The sequence below is a fragment of the Microbulbifer variabilis genome (assembly GCF_023716485.1).
GTDB lineage: Bacteria > Pseudomonadota > Gammaproteobacteria > Pseudomonadales > Cellvibrionaceae > Microbulbifer > Microbulbifer variabilis_B.
In genome coordinates this window covers 3,991,495-4,015,371 of sequence record NZ_CP092418.1, presented here as the reverse complement: position 1 = coordinate 4,015,371, position 23,877 = coordinate 3,991,495, and the positions used below count along the sequence as shown (strand labels likewise).

General features: G+C 47.2%; 24 protein-coding genes. 9 read left to right on the top strand and 15 right to left on the bottom strand.

Translation table 11 applies throughout. From position 1 onward, the window contains the following. Positions 1-121: 121 nt before the first annotated feature. Together MJO52_RS17810 and MJO52_RS17805 are read right to left on the bottom strand one after the other, a co-directional pair. Positions 122-676, bottom strand: a complete 555-nt coding sequence (locus MJO52_RS17810) for a GbsR/MarR family transcriptional regulator (protein ID WP_252083300.1) — start codon at positions 674-676, stop codon at positions 122-124. Between the two features lie 174 nt (positions 677-850). Next, entirely contained in the window at positions 851-1,801 is a 951-nt protein-coding gene (locus MJO52_RS17805; RefSeq protein ID WP_252083299.1) for a DUF1853 family protein, read from the bottom strand. 216 nt (positions 1,802-2,017) lie between these two features. Here MJO52_RS17805 and MJO52_RS17800 point away from each other — a divergent pair, with 216 nt between their 5' ends. Next, entirely contained in the window at positions 2,018-2,920 is a 903-nt protein-coding gene (locus MJO52_RS17800) for a bile acid:sodium symporter family protein (RefSeq protein WP_252083298.1), read from the top strand. Between the two features lie 7 nt (positions 2,921-2,927). Here the strand turns inward: MJO52_RS17800 and MJO52_RS17795 are convergent, their stop codons facing one another. Further along, positions 2,928-3,617 (bottom strand): Crp/Fnr family transcriptional regulator, encoded by a 690-nt coding sequence (locus MJO52_RS17795; protein WP_252083297.1) that lies wholly within the window; start codon positions 3,615-3,617, stop codon positions 2,928-2,930. 81 nt (positions 3,618-3,698) lie between these two features. Here MJO52_RS17795 and MJO52_RS17790 point away from each other — a divergent pair, with 81 nt between their 5' ends. From MJO52_RS17790 to MJO52_RS17780, 3 genes are all read left to right on the top strand, one after another. Beyond that, a complete protein-coding gene (locus MJO52_RS17790) occupies positions 3,699-4,466 on the top strand; it encodes a class II aldolase/adducin family protein (RefSeq protein WP_252083296.1) in 768 nt (255 codons plus the stop codon). Positions 4,467-4,683: 217 nt separating this feature from the next. Further along, positions 4,684-5,610, top strand: a complete 927-nt coding sequence (locus MJO52_RS17785; protein WP_252083295.1) for a hypothetical protein — start codon at positions 4,684-4,686, stop codon at positions 5,608-5,610. Positions 5,611-5,878: 268 nt separating this feature from the next. Further along, positions 5,879-6,775, top strand: coding sequence for a glycosyltransferase (locus MJO52_RS17780; RefSeq protein WP_252083294.1), 897 nt, complete (start codon positions 5,879-5,881; stop codon positions 6,773-6,775). Positions 6,776-6,813: 38 nt separating this feature from the next. Here MJO52_RS17780 and MJO52_RS17775 read toward each other — a convergent pair whose 3' ends face one another. The 3 genes from MJO52_RS17775 to MJO52_RS17765 form a co-directional block, all read right to left on the bottom strand. Beyond that, on the bottom strand, positions 6,814-9,195 hold the full coding sequence (locus MJO52_RS17775) for an autotransporter outer membrane beta-barrel domain-containing protein (protein WP_252083293.1): 2,382 nt from the start codon (positions 9,193-9,195) through the stop codon (positions 6,814-6,816). A gap of 17 nt (positions 9,196-9,212) precedes the next feature. Beyond that, positions 9,213-9,977, bottom strand: coding sequence for an OmpW/AlkL family protein (locus tag MJO52_RS17770; protein ID WP_252083292.1), 765 nt, complete (start codon positions 9,975-9,977; stop codon positions 9,213-9,215). Between the two features lie 253 nt (positions 9,978-10,230). Continuing rightward, a complete protein-coding gene (locus tag MJO52_RS17765; RefSeq protein WP_252083291.1) occupies positions 10,231-11,184 on the bottom strand; it encodes a LysR family transcriptional regulator in 954 nt (317 codons plus the stop codon). A 115-nt stretch (positions 11,185-11,299) separates the two neighbouring features. Here MJO52_RS17765 and MJO52_RS17760 point away from each other — a divergent pair, with 115 nt between their 5' ends. The 4 genes from MJO52_RS17760 to MJO52_RS17745 are packed head-to-tail and all read left to right on the top strand — an operon-like array spanning position 11,300 to position 14,057. After that, positions 11,300-11,521: a hypothetical protein gene (locus MJO52_RS17760; RefSeq protein ID WP_252083290.1), complete on the top strand. Its 222-nt coding sequence runs from the start codon at positions 11,300-11,302 to the stop codon at positions 11,519-11,521. Between the two features lie 2 nt (positions 11,522-11,523). Then, positions 11,524-12,453, top strand: coding sequence for a sodium-dependent bicarbonate transport family permease (locus tag MJO52_RS17755; protein ID WP_252083289.1), 930 nt, complete (start codon positions 11,524-11,526; stop codon positions 12,451-12,453). Positions 12,454-12,459: 6 nt separating this feature from the next. Next, positions 12,460-12,951: a 5-(carboxyamino)imidazole ribonucleotide mutase gene (gene purE, locus MJO52_RS17750; RefSeq protein ID WP_286036982.1), complete on the top strand. Its 492-nt coding sequence runs from the start codon at positions 12,460-12,462 to the stop codon at positions 12,949-12,951. A gap of 5 nt (positions 12,952-12,956) precedes the next feature. Next, positions 12,957-14,057, top strand: a complete 1,101-nt coding sequence (locus MJO52_RS17745) for a 5-(carboxyamino)imidazole ribonucleotide synthase (RefSeq protein WP_252083288.1) — start codon at positions 12,957-12,959, stop codon at positions 14,055-14,057. Between the two features lie 20 nt (positions 14,058-14,077). On the opposite strand, the gene mnhG is transcribed toward MJO52_RS17745, so the two are convergent. Genes mnhG through mbhE form a run of 7 tightly spaced genes read right to left on the bottom strand, consistent with a single transcriptional unit; the run spans position 14,078 to position 19,814 of the window. Beyond that, a complete protein-coding gene (mnhG, locus tag MJO52_RS17740; protein ID WP_252083287.1) occupies positions 14,078-14,422 on the bottom strand; it encodes a monovalent cation/H(+) antiporter subunit G in 345 nt (114 codons plus the stop codon). Next, positions 14,409-14,744, bottom strand: coding sequence for a cation:proton antiporter (locus MJO52_RS17735; protein ID WP_252083286.1), 336 nt, complete (start codon positions 14,742-14,744; stop codon positions 14,409-14,411). The genes mnhG and MJO52_RS17735 overlap by 14 nt, the downstream gene beginning before the upstream one ends. Next, on the bottom strand, positions 14,744-15,217 hold the full coding sequence (locus MJO52_RS17730; protein WP_252083285.1) for a Na+/H+ antiporter subunit E: 474 nt from the start codon (positions 15,215-15,217) through the stop codon (positions 14,744-14,746). Before MJO52_RS17730 ends, MJO52_RS17735 begins: the two co-directional genes overlap by 1 nt. Positions 15,218-15,219: 2 nt before the next feature. Next, positions 15,220-16,740 (bottom strand): Na+/H+ antiporter subunit D, encoded by a 1,521-nt coding sequence (locus MJO52_RS17725; protein ID WP_252083284.1) that lies wholly within the window; start codon positions 16,738-16,740, stop codon positions 15,220-15,222. Next, positions 16,737-17,111, bottom strand: coding sequence for a Na+/H+ antiporter subunit C (locus MJO52_RS17720; RefSeq protein ID WP_252083283.1), 375 nt, complete (start codon positions 17,109-17,111; stop codon positions 16,737-16,739). Before MJO52_RS17720 ends, MJO52_RS17725 begins: the two co-directional genes overlap by 4 nt. A 1-nt stretch (position 17,112) precedes the next feature. Then, positions 17,113-17,532 carry a Na+/H+ antiporter subunit B gene (locus MJO52_RS17715; RefSeq protein WP_252083282.1) on the bottom strand — a complete coding sequence of 140 codons (420 nt, stop codon included), beginning with the start codon at positions 17,530-17,532 and terminating at the stop codon, positions 17,113-17,115. Beyond that, positions 17,529-19,814, bottom strand: a complete 2,286-nt coding sequence (gene mbhE, locus MJO52_RS17710) for a hydrogen gas-evolving membrane-bound hydrogenase subunit E (protein WP_252083281.1) — start codon at positions 19,812-19,814, stop codon at positions 17,529-17,531. Before mbhE ends, MJO52_RS17715 begins: the two co-directional genes overlap by 4 nt. Before the next feature lie 507 nt (positions 19,815-20,321). Between mbhE and MJO52_RS17705 the strand changes: the two genes are divergently transcribed. Then, positions 20,322-21,464: a flavohemoglobin expression-modulating QEGLA motif protein gene (locus MJO52_RS17705; RefSeq protein WP_252083280.1), complete on the top strand. Its 1,143-nt coding sequence runs from the start codon at positions 20,322-20,324 to the stop codon at positions 21,462-21,464. Positions 21,465-21,489: 25 nt separating this feature from the next. Here MJO52_RS17705 and MJO52_RS17700 read toward each other — a convergent pair whose 3' ends face one another. Both MJO52_RS17700 and MJO52_RS17695 read right to left on the bottom strand, forming a co-directional pair. Next, positions 21,490-22,185 carry a pirin family protein gene (locus MJO52_RS17700; RefSeq protein WP_252083279.1) on the bottom strand — a complete coding sequence of 232 codons (696 nt, stop codon included), beginning with the start codon at positions 22,183-22,185 and terminating at the stop codon, positions 21,490-21,492. A gap of 230 nt (positions 22,186-22,415) precedes the next feature. Beyond that, a complete protein-coding gene (locus MJO52_RS17695; protein ID WP_252083278.1) occupies positions 22,416-23,312 on the bottom strand; it encodes a LysR family transcriptional regulator in 897 nt (298 codons plus the stop codon). Positions 23,313-23,877 lie beyond the last annotated feature (565 nt).

Here is a 23,877-nt window from a genome sequence, read left to right as displayed (position 1 = left end):
AAACACCATTGCAGGAGTATGGACCCACGGTGTTTATTGAGCGGCTGCCGACGTTGTGTCGGCGGCGGTTTATCCTTTTACCGCCTGTCTTGGTTGCCCAGCGGGCAATTCAGGTATAGGTTTATTCTGGAGCCTTTCCTCCTGTCATTTTACTTTTCAGCTCCAGTAGCTTGACGATGCCGGAGCCCAGTTTCATTAGCTTGAGTAAATCGTCGTGTTCCAGCTTGCTCAGGGTGTTGGCAAACTCTTCAAGTAATTCCAGCAGCCTGTAGACTTCTTGAATTTTTTCCTGGGCCTGTGCTTCTTGTTCATCCTGAGGCTCATTGAGCAAGAGCTGGCGCAATAGGCTCAGGGTGGGGTCCAGTTCACGTTTACGTCGCTCTTCAAATACAGTTCGAGCAAGCTCCCAGATGGACCCTGCAGCGGTGAAATAGTCTTTTCGGTCACCTGGCTGGTGCTGTAGCTCAACAAGGCGCCAGGCTTGCAGTTCTTTGAGGCCCATACTCACATTGCCGCGACTGATCTTCAGTGCCTGAGCCAGCTGCTCGGCATTTAGGGGGGAAGGGTGGATGGTAAGCAGGGCAAACATCTGGCCCACGGTGCGATTAAAACCCCACCGGCTGCCCATTTCTCCAAAGTGCAGTACAAAAGCCTGGGCTTGACTGGATAGTTTCATTTTCTTCTTAAGTTTCAGAAATTTCTGAAAATTGTAAATATAAATTGATCCAAGTCAATAAATAATTGGAAAAATTTTGTTTTAAGTTTTTTGCTTTGGGCTGTAGATAAGTAAATTGTCAGGGAGGTCGGGCCCACAAGTAGTGGTAGGCAGAAAGTGTTTTCTCTCAGGACGTTATGGGTATTTCAGAGGGAGTGATGCCTGTGCTCTACGCGGCCAGTCGCTAGGTACAATAAAGCCGCGACCCATTTCACCTTCTTGGCCCATAAGAGCAAAACATAGAGGCTTATCAACTGCTGAGCTCTGAAGTCCGGCCATAAGTTGCTCAAAAGAGACGCCGTGGGGTTCTTCCCATTCTATTGATGCCATCCAGGCTTTTTTGGGAAGCTGGAGCCAGCGCAGACCTGCTGAGATATTTCCTTGAGTGGCAAGGTTTCCGAGGGTTTCCAAGTCGGTCCACCAATTACTATTGCATAGATGCTTCAGATTCCTCCCCGGTGTCTGATTAGTTGGTAACCGGTTAAAGAGTCGGCCTGGCATCAGCGTCCACTGTCGATCAATATAAAGCTCCTGAGCTTCTAATAAAGGTTGTACGGATTGTTGTTGGATGAGAGGCAGTTGATGTTCCGCCATACGCTTTAATTTGATATCCAGGCGATCCTTGAGGCCTGGGCCAACCCAGAAGCCGACGGGCTGAGAGAGGTAGAACTTCACCGCAACCTCCCAGTGCTCGCAGCGATTACTGGGTAGGTGATGAACCACAAAGTCCAGTTCGCCGAGAGTTCTACCCTCAATACGCAGGGGCAGGTTCTGGTGCAGCAACTGGTAATCGGGGTGGTATTGAAAAGCGAAAGACCAGAGTCGCTCAAAGTAAACGCCAAGCCGGTTGGCGGGTTTGTGTCGGTCGCCTTCAATCAGGTATGTTTCGAGCTTATCAATTAATTCTTGCTTGACTTCTTTGCGAGAAAAATAAGTGTGCAATTGGTTGCGACGAGCCATAGGTAGCCATGGTAGGTCAATGGTGCTAGTTGATTTGTCACTAGTATCAACAATATCGTTACTGCCCAGGGACCAAAGTAGGTTGGACCAGTCATCTACAATAGGGCTGGGAAGTCGATTGGTCATGTAAACCCTGTCAGCGGAAAAAAAGCTCTCTAATTCTACCAGAGTCGGCACTTGACCTGGGACTGTGCTAGGGTTCATCTTCCAGAGAGATATTTAATAATAAAACTGCTGTCCCCCTATATCTTACCTCGTGTGGATTACACGTTTTTGCCAAAGCGTAATCTACATGGGATATGGGGAGCTATAGCCAGACAATAATAAAAAGAGGAGGTGAATGTGGAATCAGGGCCTATGATCTCGATCGGTCTACCCATCGCACTGTTTATCATTATGGTGGGCATTGGAATGACCCTGACCGCCAGGGATTTCCATCAGGTGACGGTAAAACCAGGTGGGTTAGTGGTGGGCACACTTGCCCAGATTGTACTTATGCCACTTGTGGCTTTTGTTCTGTGTTGGGCGCTCAGTTTACCCGCACCGATAGCTGTGGGTTTGGTGATTATTGCAGCCTGCCCGGGTGGAACGACCTCAAACCTTTTTACGTTACTCGCTCGCGGTAATGTAGCGCTCTCCATAGTGTTAACGGTTTCGGCAAGTCTAATTACGATTCTGACCCTGCCATTCTTCACCAATTTTGCCCTGCGCCAATACTTTGGAGCAGAGCAGGAAATCGTTCTCCCTTTTGCCAAAACTGTCGCCATGTTATCGGTGATAGTCTTGCTGCCCGTGGTGATTGGCATGTTGATACGGGCTTGGAACCCTCATTTGGCCAGCCGCGCTGAGGGCATTGTAAGTATTTTTGGGGCGCTGGTACTGGTCATTTTAGTGGTGGGATTGGTGTGGGGTATGAGAGACCGGATTGGAGAGCTCATGCTGTTGGCCGGCCCCTCTACAATTTTGCTGAATTTACTGGGGGTGTTGACTGGCTTAATCATCAGCCACTTCAGTGGGCTTTCCCGGCGGGATGGTCTGGCAGTAGCTACCGAGCTGGGCATCAAGAACGGGACTATTGGTCTCATGGTGACCCTCACACTGATGCACTCCAGTGAAATGTCGGTGCCTTCAGCCGTATATGGAGTACTTATGTTTCCATCGGGGATGTTGCTTGCCTATTATGGCCGCAAGAAAGCGCGCGAAGCTGGGGAGGCAGACACGGCGCAAGCTGACGAGGTCGGATGAAATACTCTCAGTCCAACAGCTTTATATAGGTATCCAAGTGCGAGATATCCGGCACACTGATGCGACCGTAAGAGCACTCTATTAGTCCCTTGGATTCAATATTCTTTAATACCCGGTGTACTCCCTGCCGGGTCATCCCCATGGTGTTGGCGAGTAGTTCTTTGGTGAGGCGGAAACTGGTTGGGCCACTTTTTTCGCCGCCGTTGTGCATTTGGGCCATAAAAAGCAGACGTCGAGCAATTCGCGCTTCGGTACCACGTAGTACATCGTCCTGGATAATGGACATTACTGTCCAAAGCCTGAGGCTAATTTGTTCCAATACTATTGGGTAGGCTTCGGGGTGTTGTTTCATTTTTGCCCTCAAGATTTCACCCGGAATATCGACTACAGCACAGTCAGTGTGAGCGCTTGCTCCAAATACTCGCGGAGTGCCAGGGCAAAATACGGTATCACCAAACCAAGCTCCACTATCTAAAATCGCAAGGGTCGCTTCGCGCCCGGCAAAATTACTGGAGCATATTCTTACTTGTCCTTCAGCGATAATTGAAAGGCGCTCCTGATGGGAGCCCGAAGGGTAGATGCTATCACCCTGAGAAAAGTACTGGCATTGTGCCTGTTGGGCTAAGAATTCTCGACCCTCACCGGGTAGGCCAGCTAGCAGTGGGCATTTATCAAGGAAACTAACGTTTTTATTCATTTGCCAAGTGTAAACAATTTGACAGTGTTTACAGCAGGGATGATTCAGAATTTGAGCACTAATAAAGCTGGGGAGAGGACGATGAAACTGGAAACAATACCTTCACTTAAGGGACGTGTTAGCGATGAAGAGTGGCAATTACGTATAGATTTGGCTGCGGCTTACCGATTGATCGCCTATTTTGGGTGGGACGATACTATTTTCACTCATCTCTCTGTACGTATTCCTGGGCCAGAATCACACTTTCTTATTAACCCTTTTGGGATGTTTTTTGACGAAATTACTGCTTCCAGTTTGGTAAAAATCGATTTGCAGGGAGAAAAAGTGGATGAAAGTGTGGCAATGGTGAATCCTGCAGGGTTTACTATTCACAGTGCAATTCATGAAGCGAGGAAAGATGCCCACTGCGTTATACATACCCATACTACTGCCGGGGTAGCTGTATCTGCTCATGCAGAGGGTTTACTGCCAATCTCGCAGCAATCACTATTTCCCCTTGCAAGTATTGCCTACCACGACTATGAGGGAATTGCTGTGCGCAAGGATGAAAAGTCACGCTTGGTGGCTGACCTGGGATCAGCGAACTATATGATCTTGCGCAATCACGGACTGTTAACCTGCGCTTCTACTATTCCTGATACCTTTTTAGCAATGTTTATATTGCAGCGTGCCTGTGAAATTCAGGTCACAGCTCTTGCTGGCAACCCACCACTCACTCCGGTGCCCCAGAATATTGTGGATAAAATAGTGAGTGAAGGAGATATGGTTACCAGTAATCAAGGGGGGCTATTGGCTTGGCCTGGATTTTTAAGGAGGTTGGATAGAGTTAACCCAGGGTATAATGAATAGCATTTGTCCCAAATACCCTGAATGTGATTTTAGGTTCTATATTTCTGGGTATTGATCAAGAATTTAAAATTTAAATTGGATGTTGGGGAATTAAGCGCCACAATCAAAGGAACCCTGATTTAGGCCTGGCTAATGGACTTTACTTTCAACAAAATGGAATTAATGTGGGCTTATCGCCACCAATGAGTCCTCGAAGGCTAATCAACGGTATTCCAACATGCTCCAGTACTTTCTTAAAAAAAGATTAAAAAAACATGACTCTAATAATAATTTAAAGGTGGAGTCTCTGGTTTTAGGTCATCTTCTCGGCTTGAAGGCTCTGAATTGTGAGTCATCCGGCGTTGGCAATGATAAGCCGCATAATATAGTCGTTTCGCTGACTTCTTATAATAAGCGTATTTATGATGTTTACTTATGTATAGAAAGTCTTTATCAACAATCCTTGAGAGCAGATGCAATAGTTCTATGGTTATCCTTACGTGATTTCCCCGATAGGAGATTACCTGAGATACTTCGAAAACAGCAGGCTAGAGGCCTACAAATTCATTTCGTGGAGAATGATTTTGGGCCTTATATGAAATATATGTATGCCTTTGATATGTTTCCAAATAGTCTCATTGTCACTGTGGATGATGATGTGCTTTATCCTTCAGATACTATCGATTTACTATATCAATCTTATTTGAGAGCTCCCTCACATATCCATTGTCATAGGGCACATAAGATTCTGTTAAACGGAAAAGGGGAATTGAAACCTTACGAAAGTTGGCGCTCTTATGGGCTAAATAGTGAGCCATCTCCTTTCCTTTTTGCTACGGGAATGGCTGGGGTTTTGTACCCTCCGGATTCATTACATGAGGATGCTTTCAATAGTAAAAAATTTATGGAGTTATGTCCTGCTGCTGATGATGTTTGGTTGAAGGCGATGAGTTTATTGCGAGGAAAATATGTTACTAGGGTTCCAGACTATCGATACTGGAGGGAACGCTTTCTTACTATTCAGGGATCACAGATTCAACAGTTAAAGGAGATCAACTTGAGAGGCACAGGTGGTAATGACTGCAAGATTAAAAGGGTGTTTTCAGAGTATCAATTACTTGACTATTTACAGGAGCGAAATCAGCCTGTTTTAAGTCCTCACTAGGGGGTGACTTGGGTGAAAGACCAGAGCTGCCCCAGATAGGGGTAATCTACTCAAGCACTTTTTTTTAGGTGAAAGAAGCTGCCCTCGGCCTTAAATTGGGTTTTTGTCCTAAATATGGTGTTTGAGTGGCCATTGGCTGTGGCATCTGGCATAATCTGCCAAGTTTGTACCCACTTCCGCCCTCTTCTCTTTTGATGGTGTTCCCAAGCTGAGCGGATTGCTGTTCGGCTATTCGGTACAATAGGTTGAGTTTGCTGGATGGCCCTGAATGTTCCAATATTTTTTAAAGAAGCGCTTAAAAAAGCACGACCTAAACAATAATTTGAAGTTGGAAGCACTTGTTCGCTGCCAGTTGCTTGGTCTACACGCTTCAAGCAACACAGATCCGGGAGTGGGAAATGCTAAGAGACATAATATTGTTATATCTCTAACGTCCTTCGATAAGCGAATCCACGATTTATATTTGTGTATTGAAAGCCTCTTCCAGCAATCCCTTAAGGCTGATGCAATTGTTCTTTGGTTGTCTACCAAGAACTTTCCAAATAAGACTTTGCCCGAGACCCTTAAAAAGCAACAGCAAAGAGGGCTGCAAATATTTTTTGTTGAGGAAGATCTGGGACCCTATAAAAAATATGCTTATGCTTTTGAAAGATTTCCTGACAGCCTGATTGTTACTGTTGACGATGATGTTCTTTATCCGCCGGATATGATTGATTTACTTTATCAGGCATATGAAAAAGATCCATCCAAGATTTATTGCCACAGGGCTCATCGAATGCGTCTAGATAAAAAAGGAGCACTACTGCCTTATGGAAGTTGGGAAAGTAGCATAAGGGACACAGAGGCATCTCATTTAGTCTTTCCAACTGGCATGGGAGGAGTTATGTATCCTCCAAACTCCTTGCATAAGGATGCGTTTGACCCCGAAAAATTTATGACCCTGTGCCCAAATGCAGATGATATTTGGTTGAAGGCAATGAGTATTAAAAGCGGGACTTTGGCTGCGCGTATTTCTGATACCCGTAGCTGGAGACATCGCTTCTTAATGATTCAGGGCTCACAAGAATATGCATTAATGAAGGAAAATCATAAGAACCGTCAGGGGAATGATTGCAAAATTAAGAAGGTCTTCTCTGAATATGACATCTATGATTTGCTGAAATAGTAAAAGATTGAATTGTCGTTGAGATGAGAAGCTAGAGTCTACCATTTATAACGAAACCCAAGCTCTAGCCCTCCTACAAAACTGTCCCCAATACTCTCCAGGCCGCTGCTGAAAAATAATTCGGTATAGATGGAACAGTGGTCCCCACATTCCTCATAACTAGCCCCCATTCTTAAGTCTGCATACCAAAAGTCTGGTTTTTGGTAGAGGCGGGCTCCAGAAACGACCAAGTCAGTTTCCTGGTTGAGATTCAGAGTGACTCCAGGAGTTACATAATAACCAAAGCGCTCTAGAGGTAGGGAGCCGTACATATTTCTACTTGATTTACGCTGGCTTTTGCGCTTTTCAAAAGTGGTGCCTAGGCGCAATAAAAACCCATTATTATTAATATCTCCTACTTTTACGGCGTAGGTATCTTCGAAATCCTCCGCTTCCTCAGAAGTATAAATAAGTTGTGCATGGGGGGTAATAGAATAATAATCATAGAGCTTGAAGCTCCACCCTCCTTCTACAGAAAAGCCATAACCATAGCCCTCACTGCTATTGCGGAGAGCACGCAGGTCTTCTGCGTCGAAGTCAAAGTCAAACCAACTTAGCTTAAACTGAGTATCCAGGTACAGGCCTTGGTAGCCATACCAGGTTAAATAGCTACTGACGCCATATGTTTTGGCATCTATATTGCCATCACCAAAAAAAGATTCTACTGTATTTCTTGAATCGCCATAGTGCAAAGCCAAACTAACAATAGGTGTGGTGTCAAGAATTAATAGGTTGAGAGGAAAGTCGATACCAAACTGAAATTGATAATAAGTTTGATCCCAACTTGCCCAGGTGGTGGACTCTTTGGGAGTTGTAGTTATATAGCGTGCGCCATTACGTAGCCATAGTCCCTTGCGATCAATAGCGGTTTCCAATGAACTGGTGTAATCGGTATTATAGACGTCCCGATAACTGCTACCAACCCAATAACGATTGCCTACACGACTCCGCAATGTGGAGGGGATATTTAAAGAGCGCAGCACTTGCGGAAGGGTTTCATACATTACCGCAGCGGGCTGCCAGCGAATCATACCGCCTTTGGGAAGGCGACTTGAATTACTTATCGTAGAACGTAGATACCAACTACCATCCTCATTTCCAGTTTCGTCACTGTGGTGCAGGGTATAGGCGTATGCTCCACCAATAGTTGCTGGTTGCTCATCCTTGGTAGTGTAGTCGCCGTTTAAAATAAAAGCATGTTCAGTAGAGTCACCCTCGATAGAAATTAGTTTTATTCCATCGTCTTGGGTGCGTGCGCCAGTGCCGTTGCGATTATAAACGGTTACATAAGTTGATCCGCTGGTATCCCCTCTGATGATTAACTGGTCACTGCCGGCAGAACTGTCATTGAGTGCTACATCTAACCACAGGCGTCCGTTTTCGCCGCTATAGTGTCCATAATTATTATCACTATCTTTTTGAATGATTAGAGTGTTGAATTCTTTATTCGCAAGATCGATAGTGCCGTCGTTAGCAACGTTGCCGGTAATTCTATACTCTTTGGCATCTATAAAAGTTTGGCCGCCCCATTTGATGTGTAACCCTAATGGATTGTTTTCAGCGTCTTGGCCGCCGCCAACATTTAAACTGCCCGTTAAAATAATTTTTGAACTACCCCAAACAACAACACGTTCCCAGTTGGTTAGTTTGTTGCCATCCACACGATAGTCTAGCTTGAAAATCAGTGTGTCGATATCCCCATCTTCTGCACTGAGATCATCACCACCATTTAAAATTGCATCACCCTCGAAAGAATAGGAGTCAATGACTAAGGTATCTGACCCAGAGCCACCGCGTATCTCATTGCTTATTCCCTCATCCCAGTGGATGTAATCATCTCCCCCGCCGGCATCCAGGTAATTAAAAATGAAACCTCCATCCAGAGTGATTTGGTCGTTACCTTCACCACCCCAAACATGAAAGGTGAGTCCGTCTAAAATTTGGATATTATCGTCACCCGCTCCGCCATAAATACCCCCGCCACTGAGGTAGTTACCAATGTCGCTACTGCGATTATCCAGTACGATTAGATCGTTTCCATTTCCGCCAAAGACAGAATCTTTAACTATTGCCCCTTTCACATGAATGGCATCGTCGCCATCGCCACCGAAGACACTATTGATAGTGCCGCCATTTAAATCCAAGGTGTCATTGCCGCCTAGTGCATCGACATCGGCCTCTTCTGCATCATTATCTTCGTCACAGATTATTTGATCTGCGCCACTAGTACCCGTATTACTCGGAGTACACTGCGCAATGGCTTCCAAGGGGAAAATAATCGCTAGTGTCAATGCGGGAGAAAAAAGTAAAGCATTAATCCACTGGCGGACGAAAAAGTTTGATTTATAGTTTTCCATTGGGGTATCTGCACTAAGTTTCATTTACAGAGTTCCGCCATTCAGAACTTGGTGCCAATGCCAACATTGATGATCCATGGGTTGTAATCGAAGTGTGCGTAGAGGCGGTCTGAACCTAACTCTGTGGGGAAGTTAACTGTGGGGTCGGTATCTGATAAGTAGTAAAGAGCCGCCAGATTAATTAACAGAGGATAACGAAATTGACGGAAATCTAGGTTGAAGTCGATTCCCCCTTGAAGAGCCCAATCCCAGGAATGTCCCATATTAAGAGCCCCTGGCGCCACTGACATACCTGAGTCCATCAAATATTCATCAAATTGGCGGCTGATAGAAACCGTATGGTAATCGGTATAGTTAATACCGGCGCCTAGATAGGGTCGAAAAAAATAGGATGGATCGAGAAAATACCAGTTAGCAAAGGCGAGAGTGGTCGATACCTTAAAATCCCCCAGTTGAATTTGGCTGCTGCCTGGGTTGCCAGTAAAATTGTCGAGAGTCACATCATAGGCAGCACTGTTAATGTGCATCAGCTCGAACCCCAATCGGTCTGAAGGGCGCCATACTCCGGAAATTTGCCAAGTTTGTGCTGTGTCTATTTCCCAGGTCGAATTATATAAGTCCCATTGTTGTAATACCCGGTATTTCAGTGAAGTTCCGGCATCATTGGGAGCAACATAGCTGAGCCCGAAGCGAACTATAAATTCACCCCAGTCAATGTTGCGCCAATCTTCCTGAGCTTTAACACTGATTGTGCTTGTGGCTAAAAGTAATATAAAGAGTCTGAAAATTATTCCCTGGATTTTCATCGTTATACCTTTCTGTGAAAATCGATGACGGCCGGCGTCATTTATTGTTTCTCGTTGCATTAGATAACTGGTGATTTTGGACTCACCAATAGGTATCCCAAAAGTAGCAGGATTCGGCAGGTGCAGAGGAAATTTGACGAGTATTAAATCGGGATTTTTTGGGAGAAGATTGGCTATCACCCAAGAAGTTTAACCTGTGTGCGGAGTTAGCCAATTCAAATATTGAATTTTTTCTGTGCTTTTACATTATGGATTATTGATTGGGAGATAGAGGCCAAGCGATACCGCTTTCTACCGGTACCGTCTCAAGGTTGCGGGCATACTCAAGGAATTCTGCGGCGGCAGGAGATAATGGACGGGACTTTCGCCTGGCCAGATACCAGTGGGTAATAATTGGCAGTGATTCCACTTCTAAAATTGACAGGCCGGAATGGCCGCCAAATGCGAGAGTATGTTCGGAGAGAATAGATACCCCGAGCCCTGACATTACAGCGTGCTTTATCGCTTCATTACTTTCGATGGTCATGCGAATATTGAGGTCGATATGTCTCTCCTGTAGGAAACGCTCAATGGCGTGACGGGTTCCAGAGCCCTCCTCTCGCCGCAGGAAGGGACCGCTGGCAAACTCTTCAAGGGGAATCTTTTTTCTACCTGCTAACGGGTGCTTCTCCGGTGCTATGGCCAACAGTCGATTGGGCAGGAATTCCACCAATTCCAGATCAGGGTTTTTGGGAGGATGGCTGAACACATAAAAATCATCCTCATCCTCACTGGTGTAGTCGATGATCTGCTGACGATTACCCACGCGAAAGAGAATATCCAACTTTGGATGCTGCTCGTAAAATTCGCCAATCAGGTGGGGAATAAAATATTTGGCGGTAGTGACGACTGCCAGTTGTAAACGCCCTGTTTCTAGACCGCGCAGTCTGGCTAGCTTTAATTCCAGATATTCATAGCTCTTGAGGATTTCTCGGGCACTGTCCACCAGAGTCTGTCCGGCTTCAGTGAATTGCAATTGCTTGCCTACGGCGTAGTAGAGGGGCAAGCCTACGGCACCAGACAACTTGGCCAACTGCATGGATACACTGGGCTGAGTCAGGTGCAGCGCTTTTGCGGCGCCACTGATACTGCGGTGTTCATATACTGTAAGTAAAACCTCCAACTGCCTGACAGTGCCGATGCGGGAGTGAGCTCTGCTGGATAACATGATTTTTCTTATTCATAGATAAAAGATGATAGTTAGCATAATCATTATCTATTTTTATCTATTGGTCTACCTAGGGATAATGCGCCCACTTCAATCTATGGGAGGGGGCCTCTGCATGCACAAGTCACAACTTTACTTTGGTACCTTGGTAGGACTGTTAGTTATGTCCATTGGATGGATATTGGCGCTGGTTGGTATTGATGCCGCCGCACTAATGGTGGTGGGGCTGGTGGTGGTGCTTGCCAATGTGGGTTACGTGCTAATGAAGCGCGCTCCTCAGAAAATTCGACTCCCCCTATCTGAACGCCGCGATCGCTCCAAGCGCGGGAAGCACTGATCATGCAGCTGGATGTTGTAGTTGGTTTCTTCATCCTTGGGGCTCTGGCGCAGCTGGTACGTAGTGATTTACGCCTGCCCACCGGTCTCTACCAAAGCTGTGTGATCTTTCTGCTGCTGGCTATAGGGCTCAAGGGTGGGGCGGCCCTCAGTACTTATTCCGCTTCCACCCTGATTCCTCAATCTCTCGCAATTTTGGCCTTTGGTGCACTGCTTCCTTTGTTGGCCTTCCCGCTTCTCTATTGGATAGGCAAATGGAGTCGGCTGGATGCAGCGGCTACTGCAGCCCACTACGGGTCGGTCAGTGTGGCAACCTATGCCGTGGCGGTGGCCCTGTTGGAGGCGAAGGGTATCGATTACGAAGCCTATTTCCCCTTATTCGTTGCCCTGCTAGAAGTTCCGGCTATCGTGGTGGGAATTCTTCTAGCACGGAAATCGATGCAGAACAGCAACAAGGGGCGCCTGGCTCATGAACTGACTTGCAATCAGGGGGTTCTTCTCCTGCTTGGCGGGATCGCCATCGGCGCCTGGGCCGGTGAGCGTACTGCAACAGTAATGCCTTTCTTTGGTCAGTTATTTCACGGTGTATTGGCTCTTTTTCTGCTGGAAATGGGCAGAGTCGCGGCGGCGCGACTGGCAGATGTGCGTGGGCAGGGTGCGTTCTTGCTGAGTTTTGGTATATTTATGCCCCTGCTAGGCGGTGCGGCCGGGGGTGCCCTGGGAGCATTACTGGGGTTGTCGGCGGGAGGAATTTTCCTGCTGGCAGTACTCGGTAGCAGCGCCTCCTATATCGCGGTACCCGCAGCTATGTCTGTGGCTCTGCCGCAGGCCAATGCCAGCGTGTCCATCACACTGTCCCTGGCGATTACGTTCCCTTTCAATGTCCTGGTGGCGATTCCCGTCTACCTGGCGTTTGTTCAACATTGGAGTTAGCCGCAAGTGAAATCACTGCCCTTTGAAAAAGTCACCATCGTTATGGGGTCGCGATCGGATTGGCCCACCATGGCCAATGCCACCAAACCCTTGAACGAGCTGGAGGTTCCTTTTGCCACTGCGGTTGTGTCCGCTCACAGAACCCCCCAGCGTCTGGTGGAGTTCGCCAGTGAAGCCCACAAAAACGGCACCCAGGTGATTATCGCCGGAGCTGGTGGCTCTGCCCACCTGCCGGGAATGATTGCCGCTATGAGCCCGCTGCCAGTGATTGCTGTGCCTGTTGAAAGCCGTTTTATGACCGGAATGGATAGCCTTCTTTCCATCGTGCAGATGCCCAAAGGTATCGCCGTGGCTACCCAGGCGGTAGGTGCCTCTGGGGCTTATAACGCGGGCCTGATGGCGGCACAGATGCTCTCCCTGGGCGATGCTGAACTACAGGAGCGACTGATCGCTTGGCGCGAGCGTCAAACTGACCAGGTTCCGCTAACGGTGGAGTGAAGTCAGTGAGTGAAGTAACCAGACATATCGCTATTGTCGGCTGCGGGCAGCTGGCGCAGATGATGGCACAAGAGGGTAAGCCCCTCGGTATAACATTTAGTTTCCTGGCGGAGAAGGACGAGGACGCGGGTTGCGTTGAAGGTCTCGGCACAATAGTCAGGCTGGATGAGGCGGGCAGTGACGAGGATTTATTTCAGGCACTTGGTTGCCCTGAGGTGATTACCGCCGAGCGTGAGCAGGTGGATGTAGCGCTGTTGAGAGCGTTGCAACGCTTCTGTCCCGTTTACCCAGATCCCCATGTTTTTGAGAAAGCCCAACACCGTTTAAGGGAGAAGCGGGCTCTTACTGAGAGTGGTCTTCCGGTTGCGTCTTTTATGCCGGCGCAGGGGCGTGATGAATTACTGAATGCCTTGGATAAGCTCGGTTATCCAGCGTTTATCAAGAGCTGTGAAAATGGCTATGACGGTAAGAACCAGTGGCGGGTGAAAGATGCGACAGAGCTACAGGAAGCCATAGAAGAGGCCAAAGATTTGCCCTGCGTGGTGGAAGCCTCGGTAGATTTTTCCTGTGAGGTTTCCCTGATCGGTGCCCGCTCTGCTTCAGGGGAAGTAAAGACTTACCCTCTGACTGAGAACCTGCATCGCCAAGGTACGCTGTTACTCTCCAAGGCGCCTTATCAGGATGAGCAATTATTGGCCAGTGCCCGTGCCTATTTGCAAAAGTTGATGGATGACTGGGACTATGTGGGCGTACTTTCAGTGGAGTGCTTTGTCACCAGTGAAGGTTTGCTAGTGAATGAAATTGCGCCACGGGTCCACAACAGTGGTCACTGGACTTTAGTGGGTGCGGGCACCAGCCAATTTGCCAATCATTTGCGAGCGATATTGGATATGCCACTGGGTGACACCGATTGCCCGCGACCCGCTGCCATGGTCAATATGCTTGGTGTGGATCGAGCGCCAACAGGCAAGAATGAGGGAGTTTGGCTCTATGGCAAGACGCTCCGTCCCGGGCGTAAGATGGGCCATGTGATCCTGGTGGATGACAGTTCAGAAGAGCTGGCTCAGCGCTGTGAGGCGATGATTGCCGATCTCTATCAGCAGTAACTAACTCACCTGGGCAGGATCTACTTTAAGTCCCTCTTCGGGTTTTTGAAGCGGGGACTGGCGGTCCTGCCTCGCCACATAGGGGTGCCTACCCGATAGGCTGCTCGCGCAATCATATGCACCCCGATGGGCACAGTGAAGAGCAAAAATAGCAGCGCCGCCACTGCGCGTGCGGTTACCTGGGTATCGTGGAACATTGCGGCAACGCCCCCCAGTAACAATCCGCAGCACAGGGTGGCGGCTTTGCCCGAAGTGCTCATGCGAGTGTAGAAATCCGGCATCCGTAACAAACCCAAAGCCGCACTAAAACCGAATAGGCTGCCTACTAGCAAAAGGGTAGCAATAAAAACCTCATCGAATACCACTGCCACCTCCCTCTTGTAATACGGTCTTTTTTCCGCTTTTCTCGATAAAGCGGGCGAAGGCGACACTCACCAGGAAGGCTACCAGTGCCAGGGCAATGGCCGCACTCAGATAGGCTGGCTCTCCCGAGGCAATCGCTAACAGAGCGCAATAGGCCACTGCAAGAATATTCAGCACATCGAGGGCTACAACCCGGTCTGCCAGTGTTGGACCAAGAAAAATTCGCATAAAACACATGGCCAGAGCCAGTAATAAAATGAGTGATGAGACATTAATGGCCGCTACGATTAGCGGCGCGTTGATATCAACGATAGTACTGTGCATCAGGAAAACGCCTCCCGCACGCGTTTCTCAAATCCCAGATGAATTTCCTCACGAAAAATATCTGGGTCATCAACGAACATAGTGTGTACTAAAAATTCAGAGTTATCCGGAGTGATTTCCAGAACTACCGTTCCCGGTGTGAGTGATATTAAATTCGCCAGTATAAAAATCTGGGTTTGATCGGTTATTTCTAGAGGTAGCCGCACTACCTGTGGACGGCTTTGTAATTTTGGTGAGAACACCTCCAAGACTGCACGTAAACTTGAAAGTACAAGTTCTTGTAGGAAAAAACTGCCTAGGCGGATTAGACGAGGTAGACGCTGGAAATACTTGGTTCCCTCAGGGATCTTGGGCGAAACTCGCAATGCCAGATAACCGACAAAATAACCAAAACAAAAGTTTGTCAGTGTCGCATTACCGGTAAGGGCCGACCAGCTAATGGCCAATATTAAATTGAGTAAAAATACGCGCATAATTAGTGGTTCCCCGCGTATTGGGTTTCCATTTCCAGTACCGCCTCAATGTAATCACTTGGATTCAACAATTCCCCTGCCGCGGCCAGTGAGTACTCGATAAAAGGGCCCGGTGCCAGCCCGAGCACTAGAGTGATCAGGGCCAGTAATGCCACCGGCAGCAGGCGCTGGTAGCGCTCCTGCTGGGGAATATTCTTTAAACTCTGACAATAGTCCTTCGGGTGATCCTTTAAAAAAGCTTCCGCCCAAATTTTGCTCATGGAAAACAGGGTCAGGGCCCCGGTAATTAAGGCTACGGCCACAACCCAGTAAGCGTCCAGATCTAGGCTTGCCTTCAATAGCAATAGTTTGGCCCAGAAACCTGACAACGGTGGAAAACCGGCCAGGCTGAAGGCGGCTATAAAGAAAAAAACAGAAAGCAGTGGACTGGCCCGATAGAGGCCTCCAATCTGGCTTAATTCGTAACTGCCTGTCAGGCGTTTGGCTGTACCACTGATAAGAAATAAATTGGTTTTGGCGACGATATTATGAATGGTATAAAAGATCGCTCCGGCCAATGCCAGTGGTGTATCGAGCGCCAAGCCTAGTACCAAGAAGCCAATCTGGCTGATGATATGGAATGCGAGAATTTTACGAAATTCATAATGTGCAGCTGCGCCCAATACGCCGGTGAGCATGGTCAATAATGCAGTACCCAGCAAAATAGTGTGGGGGAACTCCAGCTCACTGGGAAAAATCAGAGTGAAGGTACGGATTAAAGCGTAAACCCCTACCTTTGTAAGCAGGCCGGCAAAAACTGCGGTCACTGTGACAGGTGGTGCATGATAAGAGGCGGGCAGCCAAAAAAATAATGGAAAAATGGCAGCCTTAATACCAAAGGCACAGATAAATAACACCGCCAGAGCAGAAACAGCAGTGGGGTTATCCACAGTGGCTAAAGAGACATGCAGCTGGGCCATGTTCAAAGTGCCTGTCAGCCCATAGGTCATACCGATAGAGGTCAGCATTAGCAATGTGGAAACTAGGTTAAGTGCTACATATTTAATTCCGCCATCCAGTTGAATACGATCTCCACCAAGCACCAGCAATGCGAAAGAGGCAATTAGCATTACCTCAAACCAGACATACAGATTAAATAAATCTCCAGTAATAAAACTACCGCAAACTCCGGCCAGTAATAATTGGAAGAAACTATGAAAGCCCAGTTTAACCCGGTATTTCCTGATATCGGAAAGGGAAAAGACCGATACACAGAGTCCAACGATACCGCTAATTAGTAGCATAATGGCGCTCAGCCGATCTGCGACTAAGGTGATACCGAATGGCGCAGCCCAATCTCCCATCTGTGCCGCACGGGTGCCGCCTGTTTCCACCAAGTACAGAATGATAAAGGTCACACCGAGTAGAAGTGTGCAGCCAAAGACAGAAATAGCACCACACAGGCGCTTTCGTCCTCGCGCCGGAAAAGTGGCGAGTGCGGTAAGGATTGGTACTAAAAAGGGTAGGGCCAGTAACCAGCTCAAGGGGATTTATCCCTCTTGGGCAAAACCGGCTCGGCAATACGCATCGAATCCACATCCAGGGTGCCGAGTACTTTATAGGCCTGAGCAATCAGGGCCAGAGCAAAGGCCAGTAGGCCAAAGCCAATCACAATGGCGGTAAGGATTAATGCCTGAGGCAAGGGGTTGGAAATTGGCCCAGGAGCAACTTCCATGCCTTTTGGAATTAAGGGAGGGGCGGCGCGAGTGACGCGCCCTGCGACAAATATTGCCAAGTTGGCGGCATTACTAATGAGTATCAGCCCAAAAAGATAATGTAGTAAATTTCTGGCCAACATCAGGTAGACACCGGTAGCGATCAGAATGCCAACAACGAGAGCGAGTGGACCTTCCATCTTAGTTGGACTCCTCCAGGGCAAAAATCAGGGTCAACACAGCGCCGAGCACTGCGAAATAAACCCCGATATCAAAAATCAGTACATTGCTAATAGTGATTCCGCCAGTATTTTTACCACCGGTAATCTGCAGCCACTGTCCTGAGAATGGCGCTTCACCAGAAAAAAGGCCCAGCATTCCGGAAACTGCGGCGATGAGTACACCGCTCGCAGCCAAAGTGCTAGGGGGAATCTTTAGGGCACTCTGTGCGGACTCCATACCCCAAGCGATGGCAAATAAGGCAAATGCGGAGGCGGCGATCAAGCCAGCAATAAATCCTCCTCCTGGATAGTTGTGCCCACGCAGTAACATATAGATAGAGAACAATAGAATCAGAGCTACCAGTACTCGGGTTGCGGTTTGAAGTATCAGTGAATTCATTGCTTACCTCGCCGCAATTGATGACCGAGTAGGGTGACTGCAGCCACAGCCGCAGTGAAGACCACAATAATTTCTCCAAATGTGTCCAGTGCTCGAAAGTCCACCAAAATGACGTTGACGATATTGCGGCCATGGGCTTCCGGAACCGATGCTTTTTCAAAAAACTCGGTGGTTGGGCTCTCCAGAGGTGTCTGTAGTACCGCAAGTAAGCTGAAGGTGACCAGTAGACCTAAAACCGCGCCGAGGGTGGCATCTCGTGGGCGGAACAATACCTTGCGACCGGGATTAAATACCGGTAGGCGCGGCAGGATTGCCGCAACCAATACCAGGTAAAGGGTTTCTACTAGTAGTTGGGTAATCGCGACATCCGGTGCGCCAAGAAATAAGTAGATCAGGGCAATTCCCACTCCTAGGGCTCCCAGGGCACAGATGGCAATAAGTGGCTTGCGCGCCGAGCCCGCCATATAGGCCCCTCCCACGGTCAATAGCAGGGCGGCCCATTCCTTTAGGTTGAGGCGTGGCCAAGCGTATTCCATAGGAAATTGTCCACTGCGTATCAGGGCATAAGCGAGGGCCAGGGATACAGTGACAAAAATTACTGTTAGGTAACGCCGCATAATACCGTTTTGTAGTATACGGGTTTGTAGTGCGGCAAAGGCTTTGAGTAAATCCAGAGATTTATCCCACAACTGATCGGCATTGGTGGGCGCATGTTTGAAATCCCAGGCCAACCAAGCACGCATGCGCCGTAAGCCTAGATACATGGTGACTCCTAAAACAAAAGTGAGAATACTCATCAGCAGGGGAATATTAATGCCGTGCCATAACTTAAGTTTGATGGTCTCTGGGATTCCCAGAATTGCGCTCAGTGCCGGTTCTACCAAGCCGCCACCAACAAGATCTGGTGCCATACCGAAAGTAAGGCCCAAGCCACTTAAAATTAACGGGCTAATCCACATGCCCAGTGGTGCTTCTTGAACATTGGATATATGTCGCGGCTTTTTTTTCCAGAACGGTTTGATCGCCACCATACCCGCTACGGTTACCGTGACGGCATTGACAAAAACCGCCACTGTAGCAACCAGCGCCGGTTCTGAGGCCACTGCTAAAGCGCCTTCATATTTAAGCTCTTTACCGATAAAGCCTAAAAAAGGTGGGAACCCGGCCATGGAGAGAGCCGCCGCTGAAGCCGCAATCACAGTAATATGCATTGAGTGGCCGAGTCCGCCCAGTTTGTTGAGATTGCGTGTGCCGGCCTGTTTGTCGATAATGCCCACCACCATAAACAGTGCCGCTTTGTAAAAAGAGTGCACGATAAGAAAGGTAATGGCAGCGGCCACAGCAGCCGAGGCATCTGAGCCCAGGAACATGGTCAGGGTACCTAGCGCAATCAGGGTGGTATACGCCAGGGCCAACTTCAGATCGGTTTGTCGCAGCGCCGCCAAGGCCGCAACCGCTGCCGTAGCGGCACCCGTACAAGTCAAAATCCATTCCCAATACTCGGTATGTGCTAACACTGGATGCATACGCGCGAGCAAGTAAATACCAGCTTTTACCATGGTGGCTGAGTGAAGATAGGCACTTACTGGAGTAGGGGCGGCCATAGCATTGGGCAGCCAGAAATGAAAGGGTAGCTGTGCAGACTTACAAAAGGCGCCTATTAATATCAGTATTAAGATCGGTAAATAAAGAGGGCTTGCTCGTACAGTTTCACCGGTAGCCAATACCTGGACTAAATCGAAACTCTCTGCCAGAGAGGCGAGTAGTAGTAACCCAACGAGTAGGCACAACCCACCTAGTGTGGTGACCAGCAAGGCTTGTAAAGCAGAGCGACGTGCAATGGCGCTGGTGTTGTTATAGCTGATTAGTAGATAGCTGGAAATGGTTGTTATTTCCCAAAAAACAAATAGGGTAATTAAGTCTCCCGCCAGAACCAAACCCAGCATCCCCACCATAAAAAGGTAGAGGTAAAAGTAAAATCGGCGCAAATCAATGTCGCCGCGCATATAAGCGGCAGCATAGATGGTAACAAAAATTCCAATGCCACTAATTAACAGGGCAAAAAGGAAACTCAGGCCATCGATATAAAAACGCAAGTCAATTCCCAGTGCTTCAACCCAGGTAACGCCAAAGGAGAATTCCTTACCGGCTGAAATATCCGGCATATGCACCATTAAGATAATGGTGAAAATAGTCGGAAGCACAGGTGAGAGTAGGGATATCCATCTCCCTGGCGTAGCCTGATCGATTTTGCGACCTTCCGTGTCGCCCACTGCGCCCATCAATACATCCCCGATTGCCTCGATCTATTTTAGGAGGGAATTGGCAATAGAGCTGGCGCGGAATCTTAGTATCGAGATTATTATGTTTCTGTTGATTGGGATGCTTTCCAATTGGCACGTATCGAGTTGAATGGAAATTGCGACTAGCTGCTTCTATATATGCTTTTCAGATGAGCCTTTTAGAAAGTAATTTTCAATCAGATAGTTGGAAATAATTCTTATTAGAGTTGTTTAAAAGCCTGTAGAGGATATCCGTCAATTACTGAATCTGAGGTATTTAGGGGCTCAAGTTGAATGTCTCGATGAGTGCCGGTTTATTCGACTAAGAAATTTATCTTACTTAGAGTCAGGTGCTCTTCTTAGGATATGACTTTGCGCCATATTGCATAAATAGAAGTAGGGTAATAATTTGATGGTGGAATACCTGCTATTTAGAGGTTCCCTGGGTAGTTGAGCAAGATAAGAATTTCACTAATTTCATAAATAATATGCTTAAAGGATGCAACTATGAATCGGTCACTTAACAAACATCCTGAGCTAAAGATCCTAGATCAAGATTTATTCGAGTTGGTGCGTGGGGTGGAAATTCTTGCGGCAATTGAGCCAAGAAATTTTCGGGCGATGAAAGAAGATTTTTTCTCGAAGAAGTTTTCCATTAATCCTCAGTTTGTATACCGTGAACAAAAAATGGACATATTTCAGCGCAAACGGCTGCTTTATGCCCTTCCAGTAGAATCCCTGCCAGATGGGGATTTGACTCAGCTATATAGCGATATCATCGAATCTTATGTCGATAAATTGGATCAGTTTCACTCTGTGGGAACGGATGATTTTGTTTATAACTCCTTGCGTTACTTTGGAGAGCCCACAGATAAGGATGTAAATAATGCCAATTTTATTCTGCACTTGCCTGATGATTTGGAATCTAGTGATGATCGGTTTCTGAATGCTAATGAGATGATGCAGTATCTCAGTGACTTCGCTAATAGACAGGGCTATAGCTACGATATTCACATCGACGATCATATGATTGCCAATGCTTTGGTGGCTGGTAGTACGATTAAAATCAACTCCCATGCCAATATTTCGGAGACTGAGGTCTCTGCGTTGGCTCACCACGAGCTGGGGGTTCACCTGGTCACCACTCTTAACGCCCGTAGCCAGACGCTAAAAATTCTAGAGTTGGGTTGCCCGGTCAATACAACTACTCAGGAAGGCTTGGCAATTCTGTGTGAGTTCCTGGCTGGATACCTCACTCTGCCAAGACTAAAAGTATTGGCCTTGCGGGTGGTTGCGGTGCAATCCATGTTACAAGAGAGGGATTTTAAACGTACTTTTATCCTGCTCAAAGAAAAATATCAGGTGGAGGAAAATCTGGCCTTTACGATTACTACCAGAGTCTATCGAGGTGGCGGCTTCACCAAGGATTATCTTTATCTACAAGGTTTTCAACAGATGTTAAATGCCCTGGAAAACTGTAAGGATTTTAATAACCTTATGACCGGCAAGGTATCAGTGGAATATCTGCCTCTTATTTCTCGGTTGATTGATAAAGGCTATCTGCATGCACCACATTTTATCAGCCCTGCGATAAAAGAACCGCAGTCTATTGATCCCGTTAAACGGTTTATTGCCCATGCGATTAAATAATTTTTTTAGAGAGTCTTACTTAAATTCAGTTGGCTGGTAGGTCAAACCACAGGGCCGTGATGCTATTCTTTATCGCTTTCAGTTGTACTTGTTTCTTGAATAAACCCAGGCCGTCCCCTGAGGCCAGTATAGATTTATCATTTACACTGGCCTCACCTTTAATGACATGTAAGTAGCCGGGCCGCTCATGGGTTTGTATTGTAATGCTTTCTCCGGTATTTAATTGCAAACGGTATAGACTGGTATCCTGATGTATGGAGAGTGTGTTTCCGCTTCCATCGGGGGTGATAAGCGCAGTCAGCTTATCCCGTTGTGGGATTGATTGTTGCTCGTAACTGGGTTTTATGCCTTGGCGATTCGGTTCAATCCAGATTTGCAAAAATTTAAGCTGCTCCGTTTGTGAGTGGTTGTATTCCGAGTGAGTGATGCCAGTTCCCGCACTCATCCTCTGAATCTCTCCAGCTGATACGACCAAACGATTACCCTCACTGTCTCTATGTTCAATCGCACCCTGCAAAATGTAGGATATAATCTCCATATCCCGATGGCCATGAGTATCAAATCCTGCACCAGGTATAACAGTATCATCATTGATAACACGCAGTACAGAAAACCCCATATGATTAGGGTCGTAATAATGCCCAAAAGAAAAGCTATGTCTACTATCTAGCCAGCCAAAACGGGCTCTACCACGTGCTTGTGAGGGTCTGTAATAATACATAGCCTGATCCCTATTAATAAGATTGGTTGTGATGATAGGGCTATGATAGATAATGGTTACGAAAACAAATATTGGATAAAAACGGACAAGTAATTCGCCTTAATCGAATGAATGGCCTCCAACTTAACATTCGTCTATCCCATCTTCCCATGCTAAAAAAGAGAAAGCGATAAAGAAATATGGATCTATGGAGAAGAAAGGAAGCAGGAAAAAATGAAGAATAAGCACTATTACTCAGAGGCTGGCATCTCCAGGGTTAGTAGGCGCAGTTCTCCAATAAATTCCCGAGCCACAGGTCCAAGCTTATCCTGGTCTTTGAAGTTTATATAAAAACTGGTGGAACGTGTCCCACCTTTTTTTAAGCGAAGCAGCTTCAGAGTCCCATCATTGAGTGAGTCAGCCACCAGTGGCATAGGCAGCCAGGCAAACCCCATGCCCTGGGTGATTAAATCCAGAGATGCACGCAAACTACCTACTTTCCAGCGTTGCTCTGCTCCCAGCCAGCCGGAATCCCGGTTTGTTTGAATCGCCGAATCCCGCACAATAATCTGCCGATAGGATTTTAGATCTTCAAATGTCAACTCACGGTCAAACTGGAGTAGTGGATGTGCATTGTGAGCCACGGCCACAAATTTGATACGGCAGATTTCATCGTTGAGGCTGTCATCCATGGTAAAGGCCGAAAGGCCCAGGTCTACGAGTCCTTCCTGAATTAATTCGTTGGTACCGGATAAAACAGTATCCACAATATCAATATTGACCTGAGGGTAGATTCCAGATACTTTCTCTAAAGCCTGGAAGACTACCTTCTGTGGAAAGGCTCCATCCACCGCAATGCGTAACTCCGATTCCACCCCTTCACTCAGGCTATCGGCAATAGCCTCAATACGAGATACCTCTTCCAGTAGGAACTTGCCACGACGCAGCATTAATCGACCAGCTTCAGTAAGTACTACCTTACGCCCCGATACTTCAAACAGCTTAACACCGAGTGCGGCTTCCAAGTTCGTTACCGCATGGTGAATACTGGATTGGCTCTTGTGAACCACCGAGGCTGCCTGATTAAAACCGCCAGCATCTACAACGGCCTTGAACATCCGCCATTGCTCAAGGGTGGTCTTTTGCATGAGTTTTCCCTCTCCTGAGAGCCATTTCAGAAAGGCTACTTTATTCCTTGACTACACAGAATGATAGTGAAAATTATAGGCGGTACTCCTGTGAAGATTTTAAAGTAATTATTTCTCCGGCTTGGTAAGGCGCTATGAAAGAGAAAAAAAATCGGTATCTCCTTGTATTGTATTTTTACACTTGTTGTTCCAGGAAGGAGATAATGAGTGAATCAGCGGTTTTGTTTTTGAATGCATAAAAGTAAGCCGGATGAGAAGCAAGATAAGCTCTGATTCGAGTATGGTATTGCTCGTGTCACTTCTGAAACAGATATAGAGAAAAGTTGAATACTCTGCTATTGATATTGAAAAAGTTTGTTGCTTTACCGTAATGGTCTTGGCTAAATCTCAACGTCTTATATTCTCTGGCATATTAATCTTTGTATTCCGTACATGGAAAATCTCGAAATTAGCTTGCTCAGTAATTAACTCTGTGAGTTGTAAACTATTGTGACGTGGTTTATCTGCAAACAGACTTACGCTTTAAGACCCCAAAGTAAAAAGGAGGCCGCGTTGCGGCCACTGT

What these genes read in the sequence shown, in the direction of transcription:
- MJO52_RS17810 (WP_252083300.1), bottom strand. Translation starts at nt 676, where the DNA reads ATGAAACTATCCAGTCAAGCCCAGGCTTTTGTACTGCACTTTGGAGAA.
- MJO52_RS17805 (WP_252083299.1), bottom strand. Translation starts at nt 1,801, where the DNA reads ATGACCAATCGACTTCCCAGCCCTATTGTAGATGACTGGTCCAACCTA.
- MJO52_RS17795 (WP_252083297.1), bottom strand. Translation starts at nt 3,617, where the DNA reads ATGAATAAAAACGTTAGTTTCCTTGATAAATGCCCACTGCTAGCTGGC.
- MJO52_RS17790 (WP_252083296.1), top strand. Translation starts at nt 3,699, where the DNA reads ATGAAACTGGAAACAATACCTTCACTTAAGGGACGTGTTAGCGATGAA.
- MJO52_RS17785 (WP_252083295.1), top strand. Translation starts at nt 4,684, where the DNA reads ATGCTCCAGTACTTTCTTAAAAAAAGATTAAAAAAACATGACTCTAAT.
- MJO52_RS17780 (WP_252083294.1), top strand. Translation starts at nt 5,879, where the DNA reads ATGTTCCAATATTTTTTAAAGAAGCGCTTAAAAAAGCACGACCTAAAC.
- MJO52_RS17775 (WP_252083293.1), bottom strand. Translation starts at nt 9,195, where the DNA reads ATGAAACTTAGTGCAGATACCCCAATGGAAAACTATAAATCAAACTTT.
- MJO52_RS17770 (WP_252083292.1), bottom strand. Translation starts at nt 9,977, where the DNA reads ATGAAAATCCAGGGAATAATTTTCAGACTCTTTATATTACTTTTAGCC.
- MJO52_RS17765 (WP_252083291.1), bottom strand. Translation starts at nt 11,184, where the DNA reads ATGTTATCCAGCAGAGCTCACTCCCGCATCGGCACTGTCAGGCAGTTG.
- MJO52_RS17760 (WP_252083290.1), top strand. Translation starts at nt 11,300, where the DNA reads ATGCACAAGTCACAACTTTACTTTGGTACCTTGGTAGGACTGTTAGTT.
- MJO52_RS17755 (WP_252083289.1), top strand. Translation starts at nt 11,524, where the DNA reads ATGCAGCTGGATGTTGTAGTTGGTTTCTTCATCCTTGGGGCTCTGGCG.
- MJO52_RS17735 (WP_252083286.1), bottom strand. Translation starts at nt 14,744, where the DNA reads ATGCACAGTACTATCGTTGATATCAACGCGCCGCTAATCGTAGCGGCC.
- MJO52_RS17730 (WP_252083285.1), bottom strand. Translation starts at nt 15,217, where the DNA reads ATGCGCGTATTTTTACTCAATTTAATATTGGCCATTAGCTGGTCGGCC.
- MJO52_RS17720 (WP_252083283.1), bottom strand. Translation starts at nt 17,111, where the DNA reads ATGGAAGGTCCACTCGCTCTCGTTGTTGGCATTCTGATCGCTACCGGT.
- MJO52_RS17715 (WP_252083282.1), bottom strand. Translation starts at nt 17,532, where the DNA reads ATGAATTCACTGATACTTCAAACCGCAACCCGAGTACTGGTAGCTCTG.
- mbhE (WP_252083281.1), bottom strand. Translation starts at nt 19,814, where the DNA reads ATGGGCGCAGTGGGCGACACGGAAGGTCGCAAAATCGATCAGGCTACG.
- MJO52_RS17705 (WP_252083280.1), top strand. Translation starts at nt 20,322, where the DNA reads ATGAATCGGTCACTTAACAAACATCCTGAGCTAAAGATCCTAGATCAA.
- MJO52_RS17700 (WP_252083279.1), bottom strand. Translation starts at nt 22,185, where the DNA reads ATGTATTATTACAGACCCTCACAAGCACGTGGTAGAGCCCGTTTTGGC.
- MJO52_RS17695 (WP_252083278.1), bottom strand. Translation starts at nt 23,312, where the DNA reads ATGCAAAAGACCACCCTTGAGCAATGGCGGATGTTCAAGGCCGTTGTA.